Origin of the sequence: Thalassospira sp. HJ (assembly GCF_000948415.1) — a bacterium.
GTDB lineage: Bacteria > Pseudomonadota > Alphaproteobacteria > Rhodospirillales > Thalassospiraceae > Thalassospira.
Map to the genome: position 1 here is coordinate 202801 of NZ_JYII01000010.1, position 25552 is coordinate 228352.

Consider the following 25552-nt stretch of genomic DNA (forward strand, 5'->3'; position numbering starts at 1 on the left):
TCAAACCGGTTGGAGGTACTACGCACAAAATGCGCACCTAGTTTGGCTTCGTATTGTTGGCGGCCCGCCCAAGATCCGTGCCGGTAATCGAGGCCGACGCAATAAGTCCATCGACAAACAGCTTTGCTTTACGAGCCCACTGGGCTTTTTCCATTGCTTCGGAGATTTTTGGTTTCACGACCTCAAACGGCAGTGGCTGCCCCTCTGCCAATGCATCTAGCCGGAGGACATGATAGCCATATCTGCTCAGCACAGGCTCTGACGCAACTTCACCCTCAGAAAGCTGGCGAAGAGAGGCTTCAAATTCTGGCACCGTATCGCCGGGGCGCAACTGACCAAGCGACCCGCCCGCAGACCGAGACCCACAGTCGCTTTGCGTGCGTGCGATCTTTTCGAATGTATTGCCGTCTTTACGAAGGTCACTGAGGATATCGTTTGCCCGTCTGAGGGCCAGTTCTCTCTCCACGGCGTCATTCGGATCGCATTTGCAAAGAATATGGGAAACTTCCCACAGGGGCATGGTACGAAACCGTTCGGGGTCCTTCTGCCATTCTGTGCGAATCTCTTCCTCACTCGGGCGGGTGATTTCGATTTCTGCTTCAAGCAATGCGCGGATCATCGCCTCTTCGCCGGTTTCGAACCGGTTTGGCGAGACTTCCTGCGGTTCAGCTTCAATGCCGTTTCTGCGCGCTTCTTGAAGCAACAAGGTTCGGATGACCAAAGCGTTGGCCGCGTTGCGCAAGGCGTCAGCAAAATTGTCCTTTGACGCCGTGTGGTTTTGCAGTTCCGCAGCAACGGCTGTCTGCGGGATGGTTTCGCCATTGATGACGAGGTCAGGAAACATTTGTATATTCATAGCGCTTTGTCCTTTGTGTGCAGAAGGAAGTCGGCGCATGAATGCGCCGACCGTCCATTATCGGTGTGACAAAGGTTTGGTCCGGCGTGAACGGACAATCTGATAGCCCGGACGCATGAAATACCGCACTGGAACTGAGAGCATGTGCACAAGGCGCGTGAACGGGAACACAAGGAATATCGTCAGTCCCAGAACCAGATGCAGTTTGAAAATCCAGGCCACATCGGCAATGTGGCTGGCGGCATCAGATTGGAAAGTGAAAATTCCCTGTGCCCAAGACATGAACTTGGTCATTTCATGCCCGTCGAGATGTTCGAGCGACACAAAGATGGTACCAATCCCAAGAACAAGCTGTGCCAGCAACAGCGCAAGAATGCCGATATCGGCAAAGCTTGACGTTTTGCGGATACGCGGGTCGGTCATCCGACGATGGAACAGCATCAGACCACCAATAAGCGCCATGACACCGGCAATGCCACCGGCAACAACGGCCAGCGTCTGCTTGGCCCCATGACTGATGCCCAAGGCGTCAAAGATCCAGATCGGCGTCAATAAGCCAACCAGATGGCCAAAGAAGATCACCAGAACACCGACATGGAACAAAACCGAGCCCATCATCAATTGCCTGCGACGCAGAAGCTGACTTGAGGATGTTTTCCAAGTGAACGGATCGCGTTCATATCGGGCGATAGAGCCGATAATCAGGACCGATAGCGCGATATAGGGATAGATCCCGAAAAGGAAGTTATGCATTTGGGCCTCCTTTACTCTGCTGCTTCCGGCGGTACCGGTCCAGCGGGTTGATCAATACGCGACAGAATGTCACGCACCTGCGGGCAACCGGCATTCGGGTCCGGTCCGAACGTGACCTCGCTTTCCTCCCAGACCTCATCAAGTGCTTCGAGGTCATCGGGATCGTCTTCAGGCTGTTCAAGCAGTTCGGCAACAGCAGTTGCACTGACTGTTACATCTGCCAACTGCGTCAAAGCTGCAAAGACTGCCTGATAGGGGCTTTCGCGATGTTCAAGACGGGCGCGAACGGCATCGAAAATATGAGCCGCATCCGCAAGGACTTCCTTCGCATCTGCCGGGGGCTGTGTTGCCAGGAATTCCAGTAACACAGGCAAATGATCGGGTAATTCCGTTGTTGCCGGTTCAAAGCCCCCAGCCCGATATGTTTCAAGCAGGCTAACCATGGCCCCGCCACGATCACGGCTTTCGCCGTGAACATGTTCAAACAGATTGAGCGAAAGGGTCCGTGACCGATCGAACAGCATGACAAAGCGTTCTTGCAGATCGTAAATGTCGTCGCTCGATAGCTCTTCGACCAGCGGGCGTAAATCGCGACGGGTCGCAGCTGTCAGCCGCGTTTCGGATGCCAGCACAGCGCCGATTTCAGGCATGGCACCTTGCAGTTCCTCCGTCGGGTAGCTCAACAGAAGTGAGAGTGATTTGATCGTGCGGTCCATCAACGTACCTCCTCTGGCATTTTCAGAGGCTTCTTGCTGCCTCCAAACAGGGAACCCTGACTGATCCCCGAAGAACAGCCATTACAGTTGGTGAACCCTTCACCGCCACGCAGATCATAGGCTTCTTCGACCTGCTCGCGATGTGTCGTTGGAATGACGAACCGGTCTTCGTAGTCGGCCAGCGCCATGATTTTGTACATATCTTCGATGGTTGCACCATCCAGACCGACGCGTTTTGCCACGGTCTCGTCGATGACACCTTCGACGGTTTTTGAACGCATATAGGCACGCATTGCCAACATCCGCTCAAGCGCATGTGCCACTGGCTCTTCGTCGCCAGCCGTCAGCATATTGGCAAGGTATTTCAACGGAATACGCAGGTTGCGGACATCGGGCATTGCCCCATCCATACCGATCGCCCCAGCTTCTGCCGCATTCTGGATTGGGGAAAGAGGCGGGATGTACCACACCATCGGAAGCGTGCGGTATTCCGGATGTAGCGGGAAGGCAACCTTCCACTCCATGGCCATTTTCCAGATCGGGCTTTCCTGTGCCGCCTTGATCCAATCTTCGGGAACACCATCAGCACGCGCAGCGGCAATCACTTCCGGGTCTTTCGGATCAAGGAATACGCCAAGCTGGGCGTCATAAAGATCGGTGGTTTCCTCAGCATTGGCCGCTGCTTCGATCTTGTCTGCATCGTAAAGCATCACACCAATATAGCGGATGCGCCCGACACAGGTTTCCGAACATACGGTTGGGTTACCCGATTCAATACGGGGATAGCAAAGCGTGCATTTTTCCGACTTGCCCGTTGACCAGTTATAATAAACCTTCTTGTACGGGCAGCCCGAAACGCACATGCGCCAACCACGGCATTTTTCCTGATCAATCAGGACAATACCGTCTTCTTCGCGCTTATAGATCGCACCGGAAGGACAACTAGCTGCACATGCCGGGTTCAGGCAGTGTTCGCACAAACGCGGCAAATACATCATGAATGTATTTTCGTATTCGCCGTAGATGTCTTTCTGGATACCTTCGAAGTTATAATCTTCCGAGCGCTTCGAAAATTCCCCGCCAAGAATTTCTTCCCAGTTAGGGCCCTTTTCGATTTTTTCCATCCGTTCGCCGGAGATGCGCGAACGCGGACGCGCGGTTGGAAAGGCTTTCATTTCCGGGGCGGATTTCAGGTGGTCATAATCGAAATCGAACGGCTCGTAATAGTCGTCGATTTCCGGCAGATCCGGGTTGGCAAAGATATTTGCCAAAATCCGCCATTTCGATCCCTGTTTGGGCTGAAGCTTTCCCGACTTGGTGCGTTCCCAACCACCATTCCAGCGGTTCTGGTTTTCCCAATCGGTCGGATAGCCAGTGCCCGGTTTGGTTTCGACGTTGTTGAACCAGGCGTATTCAACGCCATCGCGGCTCGTCCAGACGTTTTTGCAGGTGACCGAACAGGTATGACAACCGATGCATTTGTCGAGGTTCAGCACCATGCCGATTTGTGCGCGGACTCTCATTTCCCGATCTCCTTGTCGTTTGCTTCTTCGTCGAGCCAGTCGACCTTCTGCATTTTGCGGACAATGACGAACTCATCACGGTTGGCCCCTACGGTTCCGTAGTAGTTGAAACCGTAAGATTGCTGGGCATAGCCCCCAATCATGTGCGTGGGCTTAAGGGTCGTGCGGGTGACAGAGTTATGGATGCCGCCACGTTTGCCGGTTTTTTCCGAACCGGGCGTATTCACGATCTTTTCCTGGGCATGGTACATAAAGGTTGTACCATCCTTGATACGTTGGGAAACGACCGCGCGGGCTGTCAGGGCACCGTTGGTGTTGTAAAGCTCCACCCAGTCATTATCGACAATCCCAGCACGCTTTGCGTCGTTTTCGCTGATCCAGATGACCGGGCCACCACGGTTAAGTGTCAGCATCAACAGGTTGTCGGTATAGGTCGAATGGATGCCCCATTTCTGGTGCGGTGTAATGAAATTCAGCACCACATGCGGCACACCGTCGCGGGCTTCATCGTTGATTTCCTCTGTCACCGTCTTGAGATCGACCGGCGGGCGATAGGATACGAATCCTTCACCAAACGCCCGCATCCACAGGTGATCCTGATAAAGTTGCTGACGTCCCGTCAGGGTTCGCCATGGGATCAGTTCGTGAACGTTGGTGTAACCCGCATTGTAACAGACATGTTCTGACTCAAGCCCCGACCACGTTGGCGAAGAAATGATCTTGCGCGGCTGGGCGGCAATATCGCGGAAGCGGATTTTTTCATCTTCCTTGGGCAGGGCAAGATGGGTGTGATCCCGTCCGGTAACCTTGCCAAGCGCATCCCATGCCTTGACCGCCACCTCTCCGTTGGTTTCCGGTGCCAGCATCAGAACCACTTCCGTGGCATCGATATCCGTATCAATCTTCGGACAGCCTTTGGCAGCCCCCTCCTGCCACATGCCGTTCAGATCGCGAAGATGTTGCACCTCTACCTCGGTTTTCCAGTTGATGCCCTTGCCACCATTGCCCAACTTGTCGAGCAACGGACCAAGTGCAGTAAAGCGGTCGTGGATTGCGGTGTAATCGCGTTCAACGGCGATATAGTTCGGTGCGGTCTTGCCGGGAATAAGTTCGCATTCGCCTTTCTTCCAATCCTTGACCTGATCCTGGGCGACTTCACCCGGGGTATCATGCAGGATCGGTAGAGCGACGATGTCGGTTTCCTTACCAAGGTAACCCGGTACGATTTCCTGGAACTTCTTGGCAATGGCCTTGAAGATTTCCCAATCCGACTTGCTTTCATAAGCCGGGTTAACAGCAGCCTGAAGCGGGTGGATGAACGGGTGCATGTCCGATGTATTTAGGTCGTTCTTCTCGTACCAACTTGCAGTTGGCAGAACGACATCGGAATAGACCGCGGTCGTGCTCATACGGAAATCAATACAGACCAGAAGGTCAAGCTTTCCGCGCGGAGCTTCTTCATGCCATTTGGCTTCCTTCGGCAGTTGCCGACCTTCTTCACCAAGATCCTTGCCCATAACACCGTGATCGGTGCCAAGCAGGTGCTTCAGGAAGTACTCGTGACCCTTGCCCGAAGAACCCAACAGGTTGGACCGCCAGACGAACAGGTTGCGCGGCCAGTTTTTGGGATCATCGGGATCTTCGCAGGACATTTCCAGATCACCGGCTTTCAATTGCTCGGCAACATAGGCGGGGATTTCCTTGCCGGCTTTTTTAGCCTCCTTGGCAACATCCAGAGGATTGGTTTTTAGCTGCGGTGCCGATGGCAACCACCCCATCCGTTCTGCACGGATATTGTAATCGATCATTGAAACATCCCAATCGCCTTCCGGTGCGGTCGGAGACAGGATTTCATTGGCCGTAAGGGTCTCATAACGCCACTGATCGGTATGGGCATACCAAGCACTGGTGGAATTCATGTGCCGAGGCGGACGTCCCCAATCAAGAGCAAACGCCAGCGGTTGCCAACCGGTTTGCGGACGGAGTTTTTCCTGTCCGACATAGTGGGCCCAACCGCCACCCGATTGGCCGACACACCCGCACATCACCAGCATGTTGATGACGCCGCGGTAGTTCATATCCATGTGGTACCAATGGTTCATCGCCGCACCGATAATGACCATCGACTTGCCTTTGGTCTTTTCAGCATTCTGGGCAAACTCACGGGCAACATGAATGATCTTGTCGGCCGAAACACCGGTAATTTTTTCGGCCCAGGCCGGGGTGCCGGGCATGCCGTCGGCATAGTCATTGGTGACCCACTCACCACCCAGCCCACGATCAAGACCGTAGTTGGCACAGAACAGGTCAAATACGGTCGCAACCATGACCTCGCCATCGGCAGTCTGGACGCGTTTGACCGGAATGTTGCGGGTCAGGACATTGGGATGCTGAGCGTCAGTTGCAAAATGTTCCGAGGCATCACCACCGAAATAGGGGAAATCGACACCGGTAATCTCGTCATGATCTTCTTCAAGGATCAGCGACATTTTCAGAGAGGTATCCGCCCCGGCAGCGCGCTCTTCGAGGTTCCATTCACCAGCTTCACCCCAGCGATATCCAATCGAGCCATTCGGCGCGACCAAGCCACCCGACTTTTCGTCGATTGCGATGGTTTTCCATTCCGGATTATTTTCTTCGCCGATCTTGTCGCTAAGGTCTGCGGCACGCAGGAAGCGGCCGGGTATTAGCGAACCGTTTTTTTCGTCGAGTTTAACCAACATCGGGAAGTCCGAATATTTGCGGCAATACTCTTCGAAATAATCGGTCTGACGGTCGAGATGGAATTCGCGCAGGATCACATGACCAAAAGCCAATGCCAATGCAGCATCCGTACCCTGCTTGACGTTCAGCCAGACATCACCAAACTTCGCAGCTTCCGAGTAATCCGGGCAAATAACAGCCGATTTGGTCCCGCGATAACGCGCTTCGGTATAGAAATGAGCATCCGGTGTTCTGGTTTGCGGCACGTTCGATCCCCAAAGGATCAGATATCCGGCATTGTACCAGTCTGCCGATTCCGGAACGTCGGTCTGTTCGCCCCAGGTCATTGGCGATGCCGGTGGCAAATCGCAATACCAGTCATAGAACGACATGCACACACCGCCCAGAAGGCTGAGATAGCGTGAACCGGCCGCATAGCTGATCATGGACATTGCCGGAATGGGCGAAAAACCAAACACACGGTCAGGGCCATATGTTTTCGCGGTAAAGGCGTTGGCGGCTGCAACCAGTTCGGTTGCCTCATCCCATGTTGCTCGAACAAACCCGCCTTTGCCGCGGCTCTCAACATAGCTTGCGCGCAAGACAGGGTCATTTTGAATAGCTGTCCATGCCTGGATCGGGTTCATTGTCGAACGCATCCGGCGCCACAGCTTCAAAAGCTTGCCACGGATGAGCGGATTCTTGACGCGGTTGGCAGAATACAGATACCAGCTATAGCTTGCCCCTCGGGCACAGCCGCGCGGTTCATGGTTTGGCAATCCGGCACGGGTGCGTGGGTAATCGGTTTGCTGGGTTTCCCAGGTAACAATCCCGGATTTAACATAGATTTTCCAGCTGCAAGAACCGGTACAGTTCACACCGTGTGTCGAGCGAACGATTTTGTCGTGGCGCCAGCGGTTGCGATAGGTATCTTCCCAGTCGCGGTTCTCGCGGGTGACCTGACCGTGATTATTTGAAAACCTTTCCAGTTCCTTGTTCTGGAAAAAGTTCAGTCTGTCTAACAGGTGACTCATGGCGTTTCTCCTGAAGGCTGCGGACCCTGCCCAAACGGGTTAGGCTGGGCAGGGATAAATTTGAGTGATCAGCACGAAACCGGTGCGTTCTTGCGGCTGTAGTAGAACCAGGTGATCGCAACACAGACCGCATAGAAGCCGGCAAAGCACCAAAGCGCGCCCGCGGGACCGCCAGTCAGTGCGATGGATGTGCCATAGGCTTTTGGAATGAAGAACGCGCCATAGGCAGCAATCGCACTGGTAAAGGCGATGATGGCCGAGCTCTCGAGTTCCGACTGTTTAAGCTGGGCTGCCTGATCAGCATCGGGCATCAGGCGCGGGATTTCCTGACGCATGATCGACGGGATCATCTGGAAGGTCGATGCATTTCCGACACCGGTCAGGAAGAACAGCGCCATAAAGCAGGCAAAGAAGCCCCAGAAATGGCCGCTAGTTCCGCCAAGCGGCAGGAATTGCAGGACGCCGACAACCGCAATAATCATGCCGATAAAGGTCCAGAACGTTACCCGTCCGCCACCAAGCTTGTCAGAAATCCATCCTGTGCCAGCACGGCTCAGCGCGCCGACCAGCGGGCCGAGAAATGCATATTGCAAGGCATCGACTTCCGGGAATTGGGTCTTCATCAGCAGCGGGAACCCGGCGGAATAACCGATAAAGCTGCCAAAAGTGCCGGTATAGAGGATGCACATGATCCAGTTGTGTTTGCGGCTAAAGATGATCGACTGCTTTTTGAAGCTGGCTTTGGCATCAGCGATGCTGTTCATGCCAAACCATGCCGCAATGGTCGAAACCACAATGAACGGCACCCAGATGAAACCGGCATTCTGCAGGAAGATTTCGCCGCCACCTGCAACGCTTTGGGCAGCCCCCCCAAAGGCGCCGAACACACCGGCTGTGATCACAAGCGGGACCACAAACTGCATGACCGAAACACCAAGGTTGCCAAGTCCTGCATTCAGGGCCAGGGCGTTACCCTTTGTTCTTTTCGGATAGAAATAGGCGATGTTTGCCATCGAGGAGGCAAAGTTACCGCCCCCGAACCCGCACAACAGTGCGAGAATAAGGAACCAGCTGTAGGACGTGCTGGGATCCTGTACGGCAAAGCCGATACCAAGCGCTGGCAGCAACAGCGATGCCGTGCTGAGCGTTGTCCAGATACGGCCGCCAAAGATTGGCACCATAAAACTATAGAAAATGCGAAGCGTTGCCCCAGACAGGCCCGGAAGTGCGGCCAGCCAGAACAGTTCACCGGTGGTGTAGGTAAAGCCGATGACCGGCAGCTTGGCGACAACAACTGACCAAACCATCCAAACCGAAAATGCCAGCAAAAGGCACGGAATGGAGATCCAGAGATTGCGGGTGGCGATTGCGCTACCTTTGCTTGACCAGAACTCTGTGTCTTCGGGTCGCCAATCGGTCAGGACAGCGCCTTTTTGGCCATTGTTTGCATGCGTGATTTCCAAGGGAACCTCCCGATGAAACTGTTCAAGAGGCAGAGCGCAACCTGCGCTCTGCCGGTTTGTATTACTGAGCAGGTTTGGTAACGCCCGACGTCTTACCGGCTTCAGTTGCCGGCTTTTCCAGTGGTTTCTCGGGCACATCCGAAAGGTATTTTTCGTCGGCCAGTGCCGGATGACGCGCACGTTCCATGCGACGGATCACGACATGCATCCAGATCGTCGACACCGCGACCAGAACGAACAGCAGCATGAATGGCGCGGTCCAGACATTGGTCAGATCAAGAAGCACACCGAAGGCGATTGGCAGGAAGAAACCGCCAAGGCCACCGATCATGCCAACCAGACCACCAACCGATCCGACGTGATGTGGGTAGTAAACCGGGATGTGTTTGTAGACGGCAGCTTTGCCGAGGCTCATGACGAAGCCGAGAACGACTGTCAGGGCGACAAACATGCCAACCGAAACACCGAAATCAAACTCGATGGGACCGTTGATGCCCGAAACCAGATAGGTCGTCTGCGGGTAACTCATGATGAACAGAACGACCAGGGATACGATGAAGGTCAGATACATGACTGCACGTGCCCCCCATTTGTCGGACATCCAGCCACCCAGTGCTCTAAAGACCGAGCCAGGCAGCGAATAAAGTCCGGCAAAGACACCCGCCGTCGTTAGTTCCAGCCCATAGGCGCCGACATAGTAACGTGGCAAAAAGCTTGCGAGTGCGACAAAGGCACCAAAAACGAAGAAGTAATAGGTTGCAAAGCGCCAGACCTGCATGTTCTTGAGCGGCTCAAGCTGCGAGCTGGCTGATACCGGGCCTTCACCGGATTCCTTGCGCGCTTGCTGCACTGGGTCGGTTTTTGCAAACAGGAAGAACAAAACGGCAGTGATGACAAGGACAACGGCATATACACGGGCCGTTCCTTCCCAACCAAGAGCAACCACCAGAAATGGGGCGGCAAAGTTCGTTACAGCCGCGCCAACGTTACCAGCGCCAAAAACACCCAGCGCAGTACCTTGACGTTCCTTTTCAAACCAGCGTGACGTATAGGCGACACCAACGATAAAGGACCCACCCGCAAGACCAAGCCCCAGGGCGGCGACAAGAAAAATTTCATAACTGTGGACAGACGTCAGAAGCCAGACGCAGATGGCTGTGATCAGCATCTGCAGCGGAAACATGACTCGACCGCCAAATTGCTCTGTCCATACGCCGAGGAAGATACGGCTGACTGAGCCGGTCAGAACTGGTGTTGCGACCAGCAAACCGAACTGGGTGTCACTCAGCCCCAGTTCCTGTTTGATCTTCACCCCGATGATGGAAAAAATTGTCCACACCGCGAAGCATATCGTAAAGGCAAAGGTGCTAAGACCTAGGGCACGATATTGATCAGTTCGTGAAACCCCTTTTAACGTATGCATGGTCGATCCCCTCGAACATCTGTCTGCACATTGCAGCGCTTGCTGCGGTGCTGATCATCGAATGAGACGAGGCCAATCAGGGTTGATCTAAATCAGAAAACATGGAACCCTTCGGTGAAATAAACAGGCTCACCAAGTATTTCGCACGGCGATTTGCTAAAGTTCAAGCCAGAGAGAGATCGGGAACAAATAGACGCTTGATAAATATCAAGTGACTGGTCGACATGTTCCTGAACAGGGTTAGAAGTGAGGAACAAATGCTCGATTCGACCTTCCCGGAGGTACGTAGCCTTGATCTCTTCGCAGATATGAGCGACGAGAGTTACGCCAAGCTGATGCGTGGCGCCTATCTGCAAACTTTTCCGCCGCATGTTGACTTGATCACAGAAGGCGAAGAAGCCGACTTTCTGCATGTACTCGTTTTGGGTTCAGTCGACCTTTTCTCCAGCTGGAACAACCGAGAAACCAGTGTCTCGATTGTCAAACCTGTGTCGACCTTCATTTTGGCTGCAACAATCCGTGACGCGCGCTATCTAATGTCAGCCCGAACCATGGAAAAAAGCCGTATCGTGATGATACCCAGTCAAGATGTCCGCGCAGTTTTCGATCTGGATGCAGGTTTTGCACGTGCAGTGGTGGTTGAACTGGCCTCTTGCTATCGCTCAGTAATCAAGACCACAAAAAACCTGAAACTGCGCACAGCACTTGAACGGCTTGCAAACTACCTGCTCAGTCGTTCCAAAGGCCTCAATGGTGCTCAAAACTTTTCTTTAGATCTCGAAAAGCGTCAGCTTGCCTCTGTTTTGGGAATGACACCTGAAAACCTGAGCCGTGCTTTCAAAGCCTTGCAAGCATACGGGGTGACCGTGAGCGGGGAGAACGTTGAGTTAAGTGATATTACCGAGCTCGAAAAGTTCGCCAAACCGACAACTCTTATTGACGACAATCAAACGTAAGGAGCGAAGTTATGGTTAAATCTATGCCCGGTGCTGCAGGAACATTGGCGGAACAGTATCCAGATATTTGGAAGGCTTATGCTGATCTTGGTAAGGTGACAGCAGAAGCAGGCCCACTGACAGATCGTGAGCGTCGTCTTGTAAAACTTGCGTTGGCAATTGGTATCGGTTCAGAGGGCGCTGTGCATTCCCATACCCGGCGTGCGAAGGCAGAAGGCATCGGGCTTGATGACTTGTTGCAAGTCGCGATGCTGTCGATTGGACCAGCCGGTTTGCCGCGTGCAGTTGCTGCCAAAACCTGGATCGAAGACATCTAACAGGTTCCTTGAGCACCTTAGGAATTGAACAGGCTCACGCAACCAACTTTTTGTGTTGCGTCTCGGCGTCAGGCGGCTTTTGTCTGGAAACGCCAATTTGCCTAGAAACATTAAGGTGCAGAAATGGCAACCAAAATCAGGATTCAGGAACCGCAGCAAGGGAATACAGGCTTCCTCAGTCACGGCTTTCGACCGTTCTTTTTGCTCAGTTCGATTTGGGCGGCCGCTGCGATGATCATCTGGGTACTTTTGCTCATGAATGTCATCGCGTTACCTCTGACGTTTGATATCGTCTCCTGGCACGCACATGAGTTCCTCTTCGGATATCTTGGCGCCGTCATTGCAGGTTTCATGCTAACTGCTGTTCCCAACTGGACTGGACGGCTTCCTATTCGCAATCGACGTTTGGGAATGCTTGTGTTGCTTTGGATAGCAGGGCGTATTGTAATTTTGCTCGCAGCACATTTTCCTGCTGGCATTGTTGTTTCCATCGATTTGTCATTTTTGATCGTCTTTGCCTTGATGATTGCACGAGAAGTCATCGCAGGAAAAAGCAAACGCAATTTTATCGTCCTCGGGCTGCTTGGGACTGTGGTCCTCGGCAATGCAGTTTTTCATTGGGAAATCTTGCAGGGAGAATACGCGGCACAAGGCGTAGGATTGCGTCTGGGTCTGGCTGCGAGCATCATGCTTGTAGCATTGATTGGTGGACGCATCGTTCCATCTTTCACCCGAAACTGGCTCGCCAAACAAAAAGTAACTTCACTTCCTGCACAGGTTGGAAAGTTTGATATGGCCTGTCTGGCCATGTTGTTTGTCGCGGTACTGCTTTGGGTCGTTTTCCCTTTCGAGGACTTTACTGCCCTTGCTCTTGCTCTCGCAGGCAGCCTTCATTTTGTGCGCCTATCACGCTGGAAAGGACACCAAACCGGGAAAGAGCCACTTGTATGGATTCTGCACGCTGGATACGGGTTTGTCCCCTTGGGCGCTATTGCACTTGCGGTCGCAACCCTCATACCCTCACTGATGGATAGCGCCTCGGCGCAGCATCTTTGGATGGGGGGCGCGGTAGGTGTGATGACAATTGCGGTGATGACGCGTGCCACATTGGGGCATACTGGTAACGATCTGGTAGGCGGGGCAGGCACAACTTCTTTGTATGCCTGCATCATTTTAGCGACGCTAACGCGGGTTGCAGCTGGTTTTCTGCCCACATTTTCGATGTCTCTTTATGGAATTTCTGCTGCTTTGTGGATTATGAGTTTCACTGGTTTCGCACTTCTGTATGGACCACTATTGCTCAAAAAAAGAACATGAGACAGATGAGAGCTAAAAGCTTGCACAATTAACTGCACGTCAAGCAAAGCATGCATGTCCAGCTTCGCAGTAGAAGTGGCGATCAAAGAAATCGGGGTTTTGTGCTCGATATCCCCGATTTATGACAATTTGACTGAGCACAATTGCGGGTGGGTTTTGTGTTGCAAGACGGGGGGAGTGATAGCGCTGTGACTAAGTTTTGCAAGCGTTTGCCACGCACCAAAACCCAAAACTCACGTAAATCTGAATTTGTGACTAATTAAATTAAGAAAAAAATACGCTGTGAGGGTATCTGTGTTTATGCAACAAGTCGCCAATAGCGATGTTTGCATCCAGCACGATATCGAACCTTGGTAGCTGTCCGGTTGCTTGCTCAAGAGCCGGATGTAACTCAATAAGCTGCCGTAAAGAATTCAGAATGCCTGAATCGAGATAGTTCGCACGTTCAGGTCTTTGCGAATCAAGCATTGCGACGCTCTTTTACAATCCAATGCCCCCGAGGGCATCAACTATCTGTCATTTGTAAAACGCCAAAGAGTTTAGCAGCAAATATCAATATTTTACTTGGATTTTCTGATGCTTGAGTCTACTCGCGGTAAATTCATTCCCTGACATTACCATCACCGCATCTAAATCACAGGTTGTATGGTGTGTTGTGCAGAGCATGCCGCCCGTTTTGCTTCCATGGGGGGAATTCGATGCACAACCAAACTGATCTGGAGACACTTCTCAAGCCGGCGCTAAAACAGGCCATGAGAGATCGCAGATACTTCTATGTTTCGTGCTATCTCAAACCGGCTCTTGAAACACTCCAAGAGCAAAAAGAAGCGAAAAAGGCGTCCTGATATCAGGTTGTGACATTGAGCAAACACGGACTGCCCGGCACGCTGCCGGGCAGTTTTTTGAGAGGGCAATATCGCCAAACGCTAACACATCAATTTTGATGTGTTAACTGGAATTTTCGACGTTAACGTATCAAATATGATGCATTAAATCAGGGGCCTAATAGCAGTCGTTATCGGGTGCGCGCCTGTCTGGTAGATCCCAAAACACCCGCGGCACTCGGACGCGGCTTGCTGGTATTTAGTCATCATCGAATATCGGCGCGGTATCATCGAAGCCTTCCCAGACAGGTGGCTCACTCTTGCCCCGAACACGCTGCCGATCTGCAATTGGCCGAGCACGACGTGACGCTAACGGACTGTCACGTGGTTCCGGAATATAGGCGGCCATTGCCTCGACGAGGTTCATCGCTTTGAGAACGCGCAGGAATGTGTCGAGTGTCGCGCCCTTGCCATTGAGCAATCGGCTGAGGGTTGGAACAGATATGCCGGCTTCATCGGCAAGTTCCTGCTGGGTAAGTTCAAGATGAATCCGGTATCGATTCAGTCGTTGCGCAATATCCTGATGGATCTGATGGGTGGAAGCGATCTGATAGTCGAGTTTTGACATGATCCGGTTTCCTGCGATAGCGCCTTCATAAAGGTGGAACCAAATGATTTGGCTTTCCTTAGTGGCTAGTAGCACCATTTTTCATTTTTACGTCGACAATTACGGTTTCTTCGCATTGGCATGATCTTGAAAAATGACTAGGTGCGTACTTTTGTTCTCAAAGATCTAGACCGTCTCAATCGGCTTGAGCTGAGAGCTACTTATGAAATTGCGTCAGGAATAGCCTGAGAGAAGAAGTGATATAACTGTATACAATATTCGGTTGATTGTTTCTCAATAACCTTGAACCGTTCTCACGCACCTTGAGCTTTTCGCATGAAATACGAAATTCTATCTTATTGAAATAAAACAAATTTATTTCGCATCAATTATGATGCCCGACAACAGGAAAACGCCGATATCCCCAATGCCGAGCTGGCTGATCGGATCGGGCTTTCGCCATCTGCCTGTTTGCGTCGCGTGGCGAAGCTTCGCCAATCGGGCATCATCCGCAAGACCGTCGTGGTGATTGATCCGGCAAGCGTAGGGCGCCCGCTTTGTGCTGTGATCAATCTTGAATTCCATCGTCACGGCAATCAGTTCCGACAGGATTTCATTCGCAAGGTCCGCGACCTTGATGCTGTGCGCCAATGCCATGTTGTCACCGGCGAAGTCACCGGTGTCATGATCCTGCAGATGCGCGACATGGCCGAATACACCGCCCTGTGCGAAACGCTGTTTGATGCCGATGACAATATCGTCTGGTATCGCACCTATATCATCACCGAAACGCTCAAGGATGAAATGGGACCGGCCTTCTGATCCGTTTCATCCTTGGTCATGATGGCCGGGGCCGAGTCTCTGAAACGCGTGATGGATGTGATTGATTTCATGATGGCGGGCACAATGGCTGCGCAAATTGGTGCGGTTTCCCCCTCAAACAACGTGACAAAGAGTTTAATATCGCAGCTAAGGGTTGCGATCTGCGCGCCATAGGCACACACTCTATGTATCATTCGTCATCATGCGTTCCGGGCTGTTTGCCTGATGGTTGCGTATTTCGGACTGACCCGAAAGTGGTAGGCATCAGCGCTTGGAAAATTGCTGCGGTGCGGTAAGATTAAGTCTGGATCTGAGCAAGGCCCGTAACGACCTTTGCCCGATCTTTGGAAACGTAATCAGGATTAATCGGAGGATCTCATGACCGACGTCGTAATTGTGGGTGCCGCACGGACACCAATCGGCGCATTCAGTGGCACGCTGGCCAATACCCCGGCGCATGATCTGGGTGCTGTTGCCATCAAGGCTGCACTCGAACGCGCAGGTGTCGAAGGCGATGCTGTGGATGAAGTGATCCTTGGTCAGGTCCTGACAGGTGGTCAGGGTCAGAACCCGGCACGTCAGGCCGCCATTGGGGCGGGCATTTCTGACCGCGCCACTGCGTTTCTGATCAACCAGGTTTGTGGTTCGGGCCTGCGCACCGTCGCACTCGCCGCCCAGCAGATCATGACCGGTGATGCCAACATCGTTGTTGCCGGTGGTCAGGAAAACATGTCGCTATCAACCCATGTCGCGCATTTGCGCAATGGGCACAAGATGGGCGATGTGAAATTCATCGACAGCATGATCAAGGATGGCCTGTGGTGCGCCTTTAACGGCTATCACATGGGCAACACTGCTGAAAACATTGCCAAGAAATGGGGCATCTCGCGCGAAGAGCAGGATGAATTCGCTGCTGGCTCCCAGAACAAGGCCGAAGCCGCCCAGAAGGCGGGTCGTTTCAATGATGAAATCGCCGCTGTGACCATTGCGCACCGTAAAGGCGACATCGTCTTTGATGCCGATGAATATCCGCGTCACGGTGCCACTGTCGAAGGCATGGCCAAACTGCGCCCGGCCTTTGACAAGGAAGGCACGGTGACCGCCGGTAACGCATCGGGCATCAATGATGGGGCTGCGGCCCTTGTTGTCATGTCAGCGGCAGAGGCGTCCAAACGCGGTCTGACCCCGCTTGCGACGATCAAAAGCTGGGCGACCGCTGGTGTTGATCCGGCGATCATGGGTTCCGGCCCGATCCCGGCATCGAAAAAGGCCCTTGAAAAGGCCGGCTGGTCGGCAGCCGATCTTGATCTGATCGAAGCCAACGAAGCATTTGCCGCTCAGGCCATCGCGGTGAACCGTGACATGGGCTGGGATACCGACAAGGTCAACGTCAATGGTGGTGCGATTGCGCTTGGCCATCCGATTGGCGCTTCGGGCGCACGTGTTTTCACCACGCTGCTTCATGAAATGCAGAAACGCGATGCCAAAAAAGGTCTGGCGACGCTCTGCATCGGTGGTGGCATGGGGGTCGCGCTTTGCGTTGAACGCTAAGCCGGCCTTGGCCGAAAATTGAAGTGTGCGGGGCGTCCTCTTGCGGGGATGCCCCGTTTGCATTGATGCAGCATTTGCTGCAGTGCGACGAAAGACTAAACCCTTTTGCAGATATCGATGATGGAGAAGAAATAAAATTACGTATATAACGCTGTTTATGGACTAAAGTTACGCAAATCGTAGAAGGGCAAACTACGGAAATCGTGACGATGACATGTTGGATGACACGTTTGATGAACGAAGTTTAGGGAGGCGACCATGACAAAAACAGCACTGGTAACCGGTGGAACGCGTGGTATTGGCAAGGCAATCAGTCTGTCACTCAAGGATGCGGGTTACACCGTGGTGGCGAACTATGCCGGCAATGACGAGGCCGCCAAGGCCTTCACCGATGAAACCGGCATTGCGACCTATAAATGGAGTGTCGCGGATGCGGATGCATGTGCTGCGGGCATCGCCAAGGTCGAAGCCGAAGTCGGGCCGATTGACATTCTGATCAACAATGCCGGCATCACGCGCGACGGCTTCATGCACAAGATGGAGACCGAGCAATGGAACGCGGTGATTGATACCAATCTGAGCTCGCTGTTTTACATGACCAAACCGGTCCTTGAGGGCATGCGCGCACGCGGCTTTGGCCGGGTTGTGAATATCTCCTCGATCAACGGGCAGGCCGGCCAGTTCGGCCAGACCAACTATTCCGCCGCCAAGGCAGGCGTGCACGGCTTTACCAAGGCCCTTGCCCAGGAAGTCGCGCGCAAAGGGATTACGGTCAACACCATCGCGCCGGGCTATATAAATACCGATATGGTGGCAGCTGTGCCTGAGAAGGTGCTTGAAGGCATCATTTCCAAAATCCCGGTCGGCCGTCTCGGTGAAGCAGACGAAATCGCACAGGCGATCCTCTATCTCTGTGGTCCGAACTCCGGCTTCATTACCGGCTCCTGCCTGTCCATCAATGGCGGTCAGCATATGTTCTGATATGTTGCCGATCCGGCAAACATCACCAAACGGCAAAACGCCCCGCAATATTGCGGGGCGTTTATTTATGGCATAGTCGACTTGTTTGGCAGAACGAACAGATAAGCTTCCCGAATTTGTTTATTCAATATACGATAGAGGTGTTGGAAGGAGAGCAAAAACTGTTCTATAAGCGGGTTCAGTTCTAAACGATGTATCACCGGAAAGCGCAAAGTAAATATGCGAGAAGATAAGATCATCAATCCCATCATTATGTGTGGCGGATCGGGGACAAGACTTTGGCCGCTTTCGCGAAAGGCGTCCCCAAAACAGTTCATCCCACTCTACAAGGGAAAGTCTCTATTTGAACTTACGCTCGACAGAGTTGCCCCGCTTGGTGATGTGCTGGCAGTAAGCGGTGATGTTTATCGGTTTTTCGTTCAGGAGATCGCCGAAAATGCGGGACAGGATCTGACGCAAATCCTCGAGCCTTGTGGACGTGATACCGCGCCTGCCATGGGCTTGGCTGCGGCGTTTGAGGGAGGGGCTGAGGACTTGCTGCTTTTCTGTCCGGCCGATCACTTCATTCCCGGCGCGGATGAGTTTCGCGCGATGGTTTCTAGCGCAGCGGATCTCGCCAACGAGGGCTGGATTGTAACCTTCGGGGTTCAGCCAAGCGGTCCAAGTACTGCGTATGGTTATATTGAAACCGGCGACGAAATTCGTGGTGATGCTGCAAAATCGGTTCGCTTCCACGAAAAGCCTGATACTAAAACAGCCTTGGAATTCCTTTCTTCTGGCAAGTTCCTCTGGAATTCAGGAATTTTCCTCATTAAGCGTTCAGTGCTGCTTGAAGCCTTGCAGACCTTCGAGCCGACGATCTACGAAAAATGTATGACCGCGATGGAAGATGCCGAACAGGACGGTGCATTTTTGCGACCTGGTGCAGAGTTTATAGACGCAACCAAAAAAAGCATCGATTACGCAGTGATGGAGCGCGCAACAAACATTGCGGTCGTGCCATTCAAGGGTGTCTGGAGTGACGTCGGCAGTTGGGACGCGATGTTTGCGCTAAGCGACGTTGATCAAGACAATTGTGGTAAGCTCGGTGTTAGCGAGAACATTCATTCAATTGACTCACAAAACACACTCGTACATGCGTCTGACCGTCGTTTTGTCGTCACTATTGGTACGAAGGATCTGGCCATTATTGATACGCCAGATGCCTTGATGGTGAGTGCGCTTGACCAGGTGGAGAAAATTAAAGGCGTGGTTTCTGATCTGGACGCAGCAGGCCGCGCAGAAGTTCAAGAGCACCGTCGTGTTGCGCGTCCTTGGGGATCGTATGACAGTATTGATCATAGCGACCGGTTCCAAGTCAAACGCATCACGGTCAAGCCGGGCGCCAGACTTTCCTTGCAAAGACATAACCACCGTGCGGAACACTGGATTGTTGTCAAGGGGACGGCATTGGTAACCCGGGATGAGGAAACTTTCCTGCTTAAAGAAAATGAATCAACCTACATTCCGCTGGGGGCAGTTCACCGCATGGAAAATCCTGGCAAAATCCCGCTCGAGTTGATTGAAGTACAATCTGGTACATACCTTGGGGAAGATGATATTGAGCGTTTCGACGACGAGTATGGTCGTCATGTTTTGTAGTCGGTCTATAACTAGACTTAGCGGATCGAGAAGATAAGATCAGCTACACGTCATAACCCGAATATCGGCAATGCCGGTGCCGTGGATAACGGTTTGCGCGTTGGGCAGGTCGTTGCTGGTGGTTTTGTGGGTGGCGGTGGTGTCGTCAAAGCCATAGCCGCGCCAGCGGTCGATCAGGCGTTCGCGAAGGGTTTCTTCCGGCACTTCAAGATAGATCGACAGATCAAACAGGTGGTGAAGCTGCGTCCACGGGGCTTGATCAAGCAGCAGGTAATTGCCTTCGACCAGAATGATCTTGTGGCGCGGGGTGATGGCGCGCGCGGAGCCGCGTGAGATTTCGAGGTTGCGGTCAAAAAGCGGCACATAGACGTCTTCATCTTGCGTGTCGCGAAGCGCAAGCAGCGTGCGTTTCAATCCGCCAACATCAAATGTCTCCGGCGCACCCTTGCGGGCCAGAAGCCCGCGTTCCTCAAGAATACCGTTATCAAAGTGAAAACCATCCATCGGCACCACAGCAGCCCCGGCTTTATCACCCCCCAGATGGTGATAAAGCCGGTCGGACAAAGCGGATTTGCCCGAGGCTGGTGCGCCGACGATGGCAACGAGGATGCGGCCGCCGTCGGCGTGTCTGGCGCGAATGGCTTCTGCCAGATGGTCAAGATCAGGTGTCATGAAGCTGTGGTTCTCATATCCGGGGCACGTCGTATTGAGGGATCAAGCAGCATTTTCTGCCGGCGGTTCCTTTGCGCCCGTCATGAAGGCAACCGCATCGGACATGCTATAATCATCGGGCTTGATCGTGCAAAGACGTTTGCCCAGACGATGAACGTGAATACGGTCAGCCACCTCGAACACATGCGGCATATTGTGCGAAATCAGCACGATCGGCATGCCGCGAGCCTTCACATCGGCAATCAAATCAAGCACCCGTCGGCTTTCCTTTACACCCAGTGCCGCCGTCGGCTCATCCATGATCACAACCCGTGATCCGAATGCCGCCGCACGGGCAACTGCCACGCCCTGCCGCTGCCCGCCCGAAAGGGTTTCAACCGCCTGATTGATGTTCTGAATGGTCATCAGGCCAAGCTCGTTAAGCTTTTCACGTGCCAGACGCTGCATTTCCTTATGATCAAGCGCACCGAAATACTTGCCCATCAGGCCTTTCTTGCGAAGCTCGCGGCCCATGAACATGTTATCCGCAATCGAAAGGGCCGGTGAAAGGGCAAGGTTCTGATAAACCGTTTCAATCCCGGCTTCACGCGCATGCATGGGGGAGGTGAAATGGATCGGCTTGCCGTCAAGCTCGATGCTGCCTTCATCAATCGTGACAGCCCCAGAAAGCGCCTTGATCAGCGATGATTTCCCCGCCCCGTTATCGCCGATCACGGCAAGGACCTCGCCGGGGTAAAGATCAAAATCGGCGTAATTGAGCGCGGTGACACGGCCATAGCGTTTGACGATGCCGCGTGCCTTAAGAACAGGTTTGATTTCGTTGCTCATGACGACACCTTTCTGATCCACTGGTCAATGGCGACGGCGATAATGGTCAGCCAACCAATCGCAAAGACCTGCCAGAGAACATCCACACCCGCCAGACGAAGGCCGGAGTTAAACACGCCCACAATCAACGCCCCGATCAATGGGCCAATGATCGACCCGCGCCCGCCAAACAACGAAATGCCGCCAATCACAACCGCGGTAATCGATTGCAGGTTGGCTTCCTGAAAGCTTTGCGGCGACACAGATCCCACACGCCCGATCGAGGCCCAGGCGCCAATCGCACACACAAGGCCCGCAAGGCCATAAACCATGATGAGCGTGCGGTTGGTGCGAATGCCTGAAAGCTCGGCGGCTTCCTTGTCATCGCCAATGGCATAAACATGCCGTCCCCAGCTGGTGTGATTGAGGATGTACCAAAGCACCCCGAATATCAGCAGCATCAGGATCGACCCATACGTGATCCTGGCCCCGCCAAGGGCAATGCTTTCACCAAAGAATTTCAAAAGCGGGGCGATTTCATCCAATGTCTGGCTTCGGATGGACTGCGCCCCTGAAAGCCACAGGTTGAGCGCAAAGAAGATGTTCCATGTGCCAAGGGTCACGATAAAGGGCGGAAGCTTGATCCGGGTCACAAGAAACCCGTTCAATGCCCCGGCACAGATCCCGCCGATACAGCCAATCACGATGGCAATGGGTGCTGGAATGCCGATGGTTACGGCAAGCTGCCCCATAATGACCGACATCAGCACCATGATCGCCCCGACCGAAAGATCAATGCCCGCCGTCAGGATCACAAGGCTTTGGGCCGCGGCCAGAATGCCGATGATCGACACCTGCTGCATGATCAGCGACAGGTTAAAGGGTGAAAAGAATTTGCTGCCGGCGACAAAGCCGAAAATGATGATGGAAAATATAAGAACAATCACCGGCACCATGGTCGGGTTGCCGTGCAGGAAGTGCTGCACACTGTCAAACAGACTGCGGTGTTTATGTTCGAATTGCGCGACGCTGCTGTCGCTGGACTCAAGCGCGTGCTCAAAGTCCTGTTTCTGGCGCGACGATTTGGGTGTCTCGCTCATCGTTTCCTCCGGACCTGGTTGCAAACAGGATCAGTTTGTTGATCCCTATGCCGACACCCGTCCGGCTCTGATGGCCGGTTGGTTCGCGCGGGAGTCATACCAAGTGTAAAGCAAAGTGGGACAAGGAGGGCAGGGGTAAAGCTGCCCTCCTTCGAAGCAGGTCGGGATTAGCAGGGTTTTAGCCCCAGCAACGATCCATGCCCTCGGCAACATCGATCGACGGAACACCATCAACCGGCTGATCGGTCACAAGGTTCACACCCGTGTTATAGAAGTTAAGGCCCTGGCTGTTCTGCGGCTTTTCACCGCTATCAGCCCATGCCTTGATCGCTTCAATGCCCTTGGACGCCATCAGCAACGGATATTGCTGCGAGGTCGCACCAATCACGCCGTCCTTGACGTTGGCAACACCCGGGCAACCCCCATCAACAGACACGATCAGAACGCCTTCTTCCATGCCAAAGGATTTCAATGCCTCATAGGCACCAGCCGCTGCCGGTTCGTTGATGGTGTAAACCACATTGATGCCGGAGTCGCGCTGCATCAGGTTTTCCATCGCGGTACGGCCGCCTTCTTCGTTGCCGTTCGTCACATCATGGCCAACGATCCGGTCGTCATCCTCGTCCCCGATCTTGTTGGGGTCCTTGATGTCGATGCCAAATCCTTTCATGAAGCCCTGATCGCGCAGAACGTCGACCGACGGTGCACTGGGTGCAAGGTCAAGCAGGGCGATCTTGGCATTGGCGGCATCCGCGCCAAGCTTGGTCGCGGCCCACTGACCAATCAGCTCGCCCGCCTTGAAGTTATCGGTGGCAAAGGTCGCATCGGCCGCATCAATCGGCTCAAGCGGGGTGTCCAGCGCAATGACGAGCAAGCCGGCATCACGCGCCTTTTTAACGACCGGCACAATCGCCTTGGTGTCCGATGCAGTCAGAAGGATGCCCTTGGCACCCGATGCGATGCACGATTCGATGGCTTGCACCTGTGTTTCATGGTCGCCATCAATCTTGCCGGCATAGGTCGAAAGATCGATACCAAGTTCTTCGGCCTTGGCAGATGCCCCTTCCTTCATTTTCACGAAGAACGGGTTGATGTCGGTTTTGGTGATCAGGCAGGCGCCGATTTCGTCGGCCTTGGCGGTGTTCGGGGCCGCAGAGATACCCAGTGCAAGCGCACCAAGGGCTGCGCCAAGAAGTGCTTTCTTCATTTGTTTCCTCCCAGGATTGAACCTGAATATGTGGCCATTTGGGCCTGATTTGGTTGTTTTCCAACAGGTCGTGACGCACTTTTTGTGACGGGTCTTCAACCTGTATGGCGCATACGACACACCAAATAGGCGAAGCTGTCAATTAATAAATCCGATTGATTTATTAATTATTCCTGTCACTCTTGTCCTCAATCGGGCATTAAAGATCCCGAGTGGGAGGACCAAATGTCAGACAGCATATCTGCGTATCCGGATGATACCGGGGCGGATGATCGCACAACGCGTCCGCTGCATCCGGGCGGCGGCGCCAATCAGTTGCGTGTGCGCGCCTATAATGAACGGCTCGTGCTGTCGCTGGTCCGTCGCAATGCCGGTCTGTCCAAGGCCGATATCGCAAGGCTTTCGGGCCTGTCTGCCCAAACCGTTTCTGTCATCATGCGCGCCCTTGAAAAGGACGGCCTTTTGATGCGCGGCACGCCTGTGCGCGGCAAGGTCGGCAAGCCCAAGGTCCCCATGGCACTTAATCCCGACGGGGTTTATTCCTTTGGCCTTAAAATCGGCCGGCGCAGTGCCGAATTGATCCTTTTGGATTTTGTCGGCTCTGTGCGCGCGACCAAACGCGAAGCCTATAAATACCCGACACCCGATGGCATCCGCCGCTTCGTCCGGGAGTCGGTCGAAGATATCCTGACCGGACTTACCCGCAATCAGATCGATCGCATTGCCGGTATCGGCATCGCGGCCCCGTTTGAACTGTGGAACTGGGTCGATGAGGTCGGCGCCCCGGTCGAAGACATGAATGCCTGGCGCGAGGTCGATCTGGTCGACACCATTGGCGCCATCGTGCCATTCCCGGTCTTTCAGCAAAACGATGCGACCGCGGCCTGCGGGGCGGAGCTTGTCTTTGGTCTTGGCCCGAACTATTCCGACTTCGCCTATTTCTTTATCGGATCCTTCATCGGCGGTGGGGTGGTGCTTAATCAGGCGCTTTATGCCGGGCGGACGGGCAACGCAGGCGCCTTTGGCTCCATGCCGGTCTCATCGCGCAGCGGCCATCCCAGCCAGCTGATTGATCAGGCATCGATCTTCGTACTCGAAGAAATGCTGACGCGTGAGGGGCGCGATCCCGCAATGCTCTGGCGTGATCCCGACTACTGGCATGGCTTGGGCGAAACGCTTGATATCTGGATTTCCCATACCGCACGCAGTCTGGCGATTGCCATTACCTCGGTCTGTTCGGTGATTGATTTCGAAGCGGTGATTGTCGATGGCGGCTTCCCGGCCGACGTCTGTGATCGGGTGGTTGCCGCCACGCGTACCGCGATTTCCGAGCTTGACCTGCAGGGGATCGACCGCCCCCGCATCGAACAGGGGCGGGTGGGCAGTGCTGCGCGTGCCATCGGGGCGGCAAGTCTGCCACTGTTCTCGCGCTACCTTCTCGATCAGAACGTTCTGTTCAAACAGATGGCCTGATCCAGCATCAGCTTAGAAATTGTCTTTGCGTTTGCGGATCTCGGTAAAGATCGCAACCGGGCTTTCACCGCTCATGCCAAGCGCTTCGGCAACCGATGGCTCATCGGCGCGCAGGAACGGGTTGGTGGCAAGCTCGACATCCAGACGCGATGGAATGGTCGGAAGGTTGCGTGCGCGCAGCCCGTCAATATCCTGGCAGCGTGCGGTCAGGATCGCATTGTTCGGTTCAATCGTTTTGGCAAAGCGGGCATTGGACTGGGTGTATTCATGGCCGCAATAGATTTGCGTACTGGCGGGCAGGTTGCGGAATTTCTGCAAGGACTGCCACATCCGTTCCGGCGTGCCTTCAAACAAACGTCCGCAACCCAGTGCAAACAGGCTGTCGCCCGAAAACAGCGCGGTGATCGCCGGGAAATAAAACGCGATATGGCCCGTGGTGTGGCCCGGCACATCAAACACCCGACCTTCCAGATCACCAATCAGAACCTGATCCCCCTCCGCACAGGTTTCATCCATATTGGGAATGCGTGCGGTTTCGGCTGCTGGCCCCAGCAATTTGGCACCGTATTTTTCCATCAGCTCGTCATTGCCACCGATATGGTCGTGGTGGTGATGGGTGTTGATCACCAGATCAAGCGTCCAGTCACGTTCCTCAAGGGCGGCAATCACGGGCGCTGCTTCGCCCGGATCAATAATGGCGGTGACTTCACTGCGGTGGCAGCGCACGAGATAGGTGTAATTGTCTGAAAGACAGGGAATGACGATCACTTCACCGGCGGCCATAACGTACCTCTGAACCTGAATTA

At 53.7% G+C, this 25552-nt stretch carries 21 protein-coding genes; 8 read left to right on the forward strand and 13 right to left on the reverse strand.

The window, feature by feature from the left end; translation table 11 throughout:
* Positions 1-37 precede the first annotated feature (37 nt).
* The 7 genes from UF64_RS06435 to UF64_RS06465 all read right to left on the reverse strand — a co-directional run bounded on the left by UF64_RS06435 (position 38) and on the right by UF64_RS06465 (position 10387).
* A complete protein-coding gene (locus tag UF64_RS06435; protein ID WP_200892649.1) occupies positions 38-895 on the reverse strand; it encodes a peptidylprolyl isomerase in 858 nt (285 codons plus the stop codon).
* An 18-nt stretch (positions 896-913) separates the two neighbouring features.
* Positions 914-1609 (reverse strand): respiratory nitrate reductase subunit gamma, encoded by a 696-nt coding sequence (narI, locus tag UF64_RS06440; protein ID WP_044827782.1) that lies wholly within the window; start codon positions 1607-1609, stop codon positions 914-916.
* Between the two features lie 11 nt (positions 1610-1620).
* On the reverse strand, positions 1621-2325 hold the full coding sequence (narJ, locus tag UF64_RS06445) for a nitrate reductase molybdenum cofactor assembly chaperone (protein ID WP_044827783.1): 705 nt from the start codon (positions 2323-2325) through the stop codon (positions 1621-1623).
* Entirely contained in the window at positions 2325-3848 is a 1524-nt protein-coding gene (gene narH / locus UF64_RS06450; protein WP_044827784.1) for a nitrate reductase subunit beta, read from the reverse strand. Before narH ends, narJ begins: the two co-directional genes overlap by 1 nt.
* On the reverse strand, positions 3845-7585 hold the full coding sequence (locus tag UF64_RS06455; RefSeq protein ID WP_044827785.1) for a nitrate reductase subunit alpha: 3741 nt from the start codon (positions 7583-7585) through the stop codon (positions 3845-3847). The genes narH and UF64_RS06455 overlap by 4 nt, the downstream gene beginning before the upstream one ends.
* A gap of 68 nt (positions 7586-7653) precedes the next feature.
* Complete coding sequence (locus tag UF64_RS06460) at positions 7654-9048, reverse strand: NarK family nitrate/nitrite MFS transporter (RefSeq protein WP_044827786.1); 1395 nt, start codon at positions 9046-9048, stop codon at positions 7654-7656.
* 61 nt (positions 9049-9109) lie between these two features.
* Positions 9110-10387: a nitrate/nitrite transporter gene (locus UF64_RS06465; RefSeq protein WP_235284983.1), complete on the reverse strand. Its 1278-nt coding sequence runs from the start codon at positions 10385-10387 to the stop codon at positions 9110-9112.
* Positions 10388-10728: 341 nt separating this feature from the next.
* Between UF64_RS06465 and UF64_RS06470 the strand changes: the two genes are divergently transcribed.
* The 3 genes from UF64_RS06470 (at position 10729) to UF64_RS06480 (ending at position 13061) form a co-directional block, all read left to right on the forward strand.
* Positions 10729-11427, forward strand: coding sequence for a helix-turn-helix domain-containing protein (locus UF64_RS06470; RefSeq protein ID WP_044827788.1), 699 nt, complete (start codon positions 10729-10731; stop codon positions 11425-11427).
* Positions 11428-11438: 11 nt separating this feature from the next.
* Positions 11439-11744 (forward strand): carboxymuconolactone decarboxylase family protein, encoded by a 306-nt coding sequence (locus UF64_RS06475; protein ID WP_044827789.1) that lies wholly within the window; start codon positions 11439-11441, stop codon positions 11742-11744.
* Positions 11745-11867: 123 nt separating this feature from the next.
* Positions 11868-13061 carry an NnrS family protein gene (locus UF64_RS06480; RefSeq protein ID WP_044827790.1) on the forward strand — a complete coding sequence of 398 codons (1194 nt, stop codon included), beginning with the start codon at positions 11868-11870 and terminating at the stop codon, positions 13059-13061.
* A gap of 1083 nt (positions 13062-14144) precedes the next feature.
* On the opposite strand, the gene UF64_RS06485 is transcribed toward UF64_RS06480, so the two are convergent.
* Positions 14145-14513: a helix-turn-helix domain-containing protein gene (locus UF64_RS06485; protein WP_161794600.1), complete on the reverse strand. Its 369-nt coding sequence runs from the start codon at positions 14511-14513 to the stop codon at positions 14145-14147.
* A gap of 363 nt (positions 14514-14876) precedes the next feature.
* Here UF64_RS06485 and UF64_RS06490 point away from each other — a divergent pair, with 363 nt between their 5' ends.
* The 4 genes from UF64_RS06490 to UF64_RS06505 all read left to right on the forward strand — a co-directional run bounded on the left by UF64_RS06490 (position 14877) and on the right by UF64_RS06505 (position 19487).
* Positions 14877-15314, forward strand: a complete 438-nt coding sequence (locus tag UF64_RS06490; RefSeq protein ID WP_044827792.1) for an Lrp/AsnC family transcriptional regulator — start codon at positions 14877-14879, stop codon at positions 15312-15314.
* Between the two features lie 378 nt (positions 15315-15692).
* Positions 15693-16865: an acetyl-CoA C-acetyltransferase gene (locus UF64_RS06495; RefSeq protein WP_044827793.1), complete on the forward strand. Its 1173-nt coding sequence runs from the start codon at positions 15693-15695 to the stop codon at positions 16863-16865.
* Between the two features lie 258 nt (positions 16866-17123).
* Complete coding sequence (phbB, locus tag UF64_RS06500) at positions 17124-17846, forward strand: acetoacetyl-CoA reductase (protein WP_044827794.1); 723 nt, start codon at positions 17124-17126, stop codon at positions 17844-17846.
* 219 nt (positions 17847-18065) lie between these two features.
* Entirely contained in the window at positions 18066-19487 is a 1422-nt protein-coding gene (locus UF64_RS06505; protein WP_044827795.1) for a mannose-1-phosphate guanylyltransferase/mannose-6-phosphate isomerase, read from the forward strand.
* A 39-nt stretch (positions 19488-19526) separates the two neighbouring features.
* Here the strand turns inward: UF64_RS06505 and UF64_RS06510 are convergent, their stop codons facing one another.
* From UF64_RS06510 to UF64_RS06525, 4 genes are all read right to left on the reverse strand, one after another.
* On the reverse strand, positions 19527-20159 hold the full coding sequence (locus UF64_RS06510) for a nucleoside triphosphate hydrolase (RefSeq protein WP_044827796.1): 633 nt from the start codon (positions 20157-20159) through the stop codon (positions 19527-19529).
* 42 nt (positions 20160-20201) lie between these two features.
* Positions 20202-20987 carry an ATP-binding cassette domain-containing protein gene (locus tag UF64_RS06515; RefSeq protein WP_044827797.1) on the reverse strand — a complete coding sequence of 262 codons (786 nt, stop codon included), beginning with the start codon at positions 20985-20987 and terminating at the stop codon, positions 20202-20204.
* Complete coding sequence (locus UF64_RS06520) at positions 20984-22066, reverse strand: ABC transporter permease (protein ID WP_044827798.1); 1083 nt, start codon at positions 22064-22066, stop codon at positions 20984-20986. Before UF64_RS06520 ends, UF64_RS06515 begins: the two co-directional genes overlap by 4 nt.
* Before the next feature lie 178 nt (positions 22067-22244).
* Positions 22245-23273 (reverse strand): sugar ABC transporter substrate-binding protein, encoded by a 1029-nt coding sequence (locus tag UF64_RS06525; protein WP_044827799.1) that lies wholly within the window; start codon positions 23271-23273, stop codon positions 22245-22247.
* Between the two features lie 225 nt (positions 23274-23498).
* Between UF64_RS06525 and UF64_RS06530 the strand changes: the two genes are divergently transcribed.
* On the forward strand, positions 23499-24746 hold the full coding sequence (locus UF64_RS06530) for an ROK family transcriptional regulator (RefSeq protein WP_152630623.1): 1248 nt from the start codon (positions 23499-23501) through the stop codon (positions 24744-24746).
* A gap of 12 nt (positions 24747-24758) precedes the next feature.
* Here UF64_RS06530 and gloB read toward each other — a convergent pair whose 3' ends face one another.
* Positions 24759-25529: a hydroxyacylglutathione hydrolase gene (gloB, locus tag UF64_RS06535; protein ID WP_044827800.1), complete on the reverse strand. Its 771-nt coding sequence runs from the start codon at positions 25527-25529 to the stop codon at positions 24759-24761.
* Between the last annotated feature and the right edge of the window lie 23 nt (positions 25530-25552).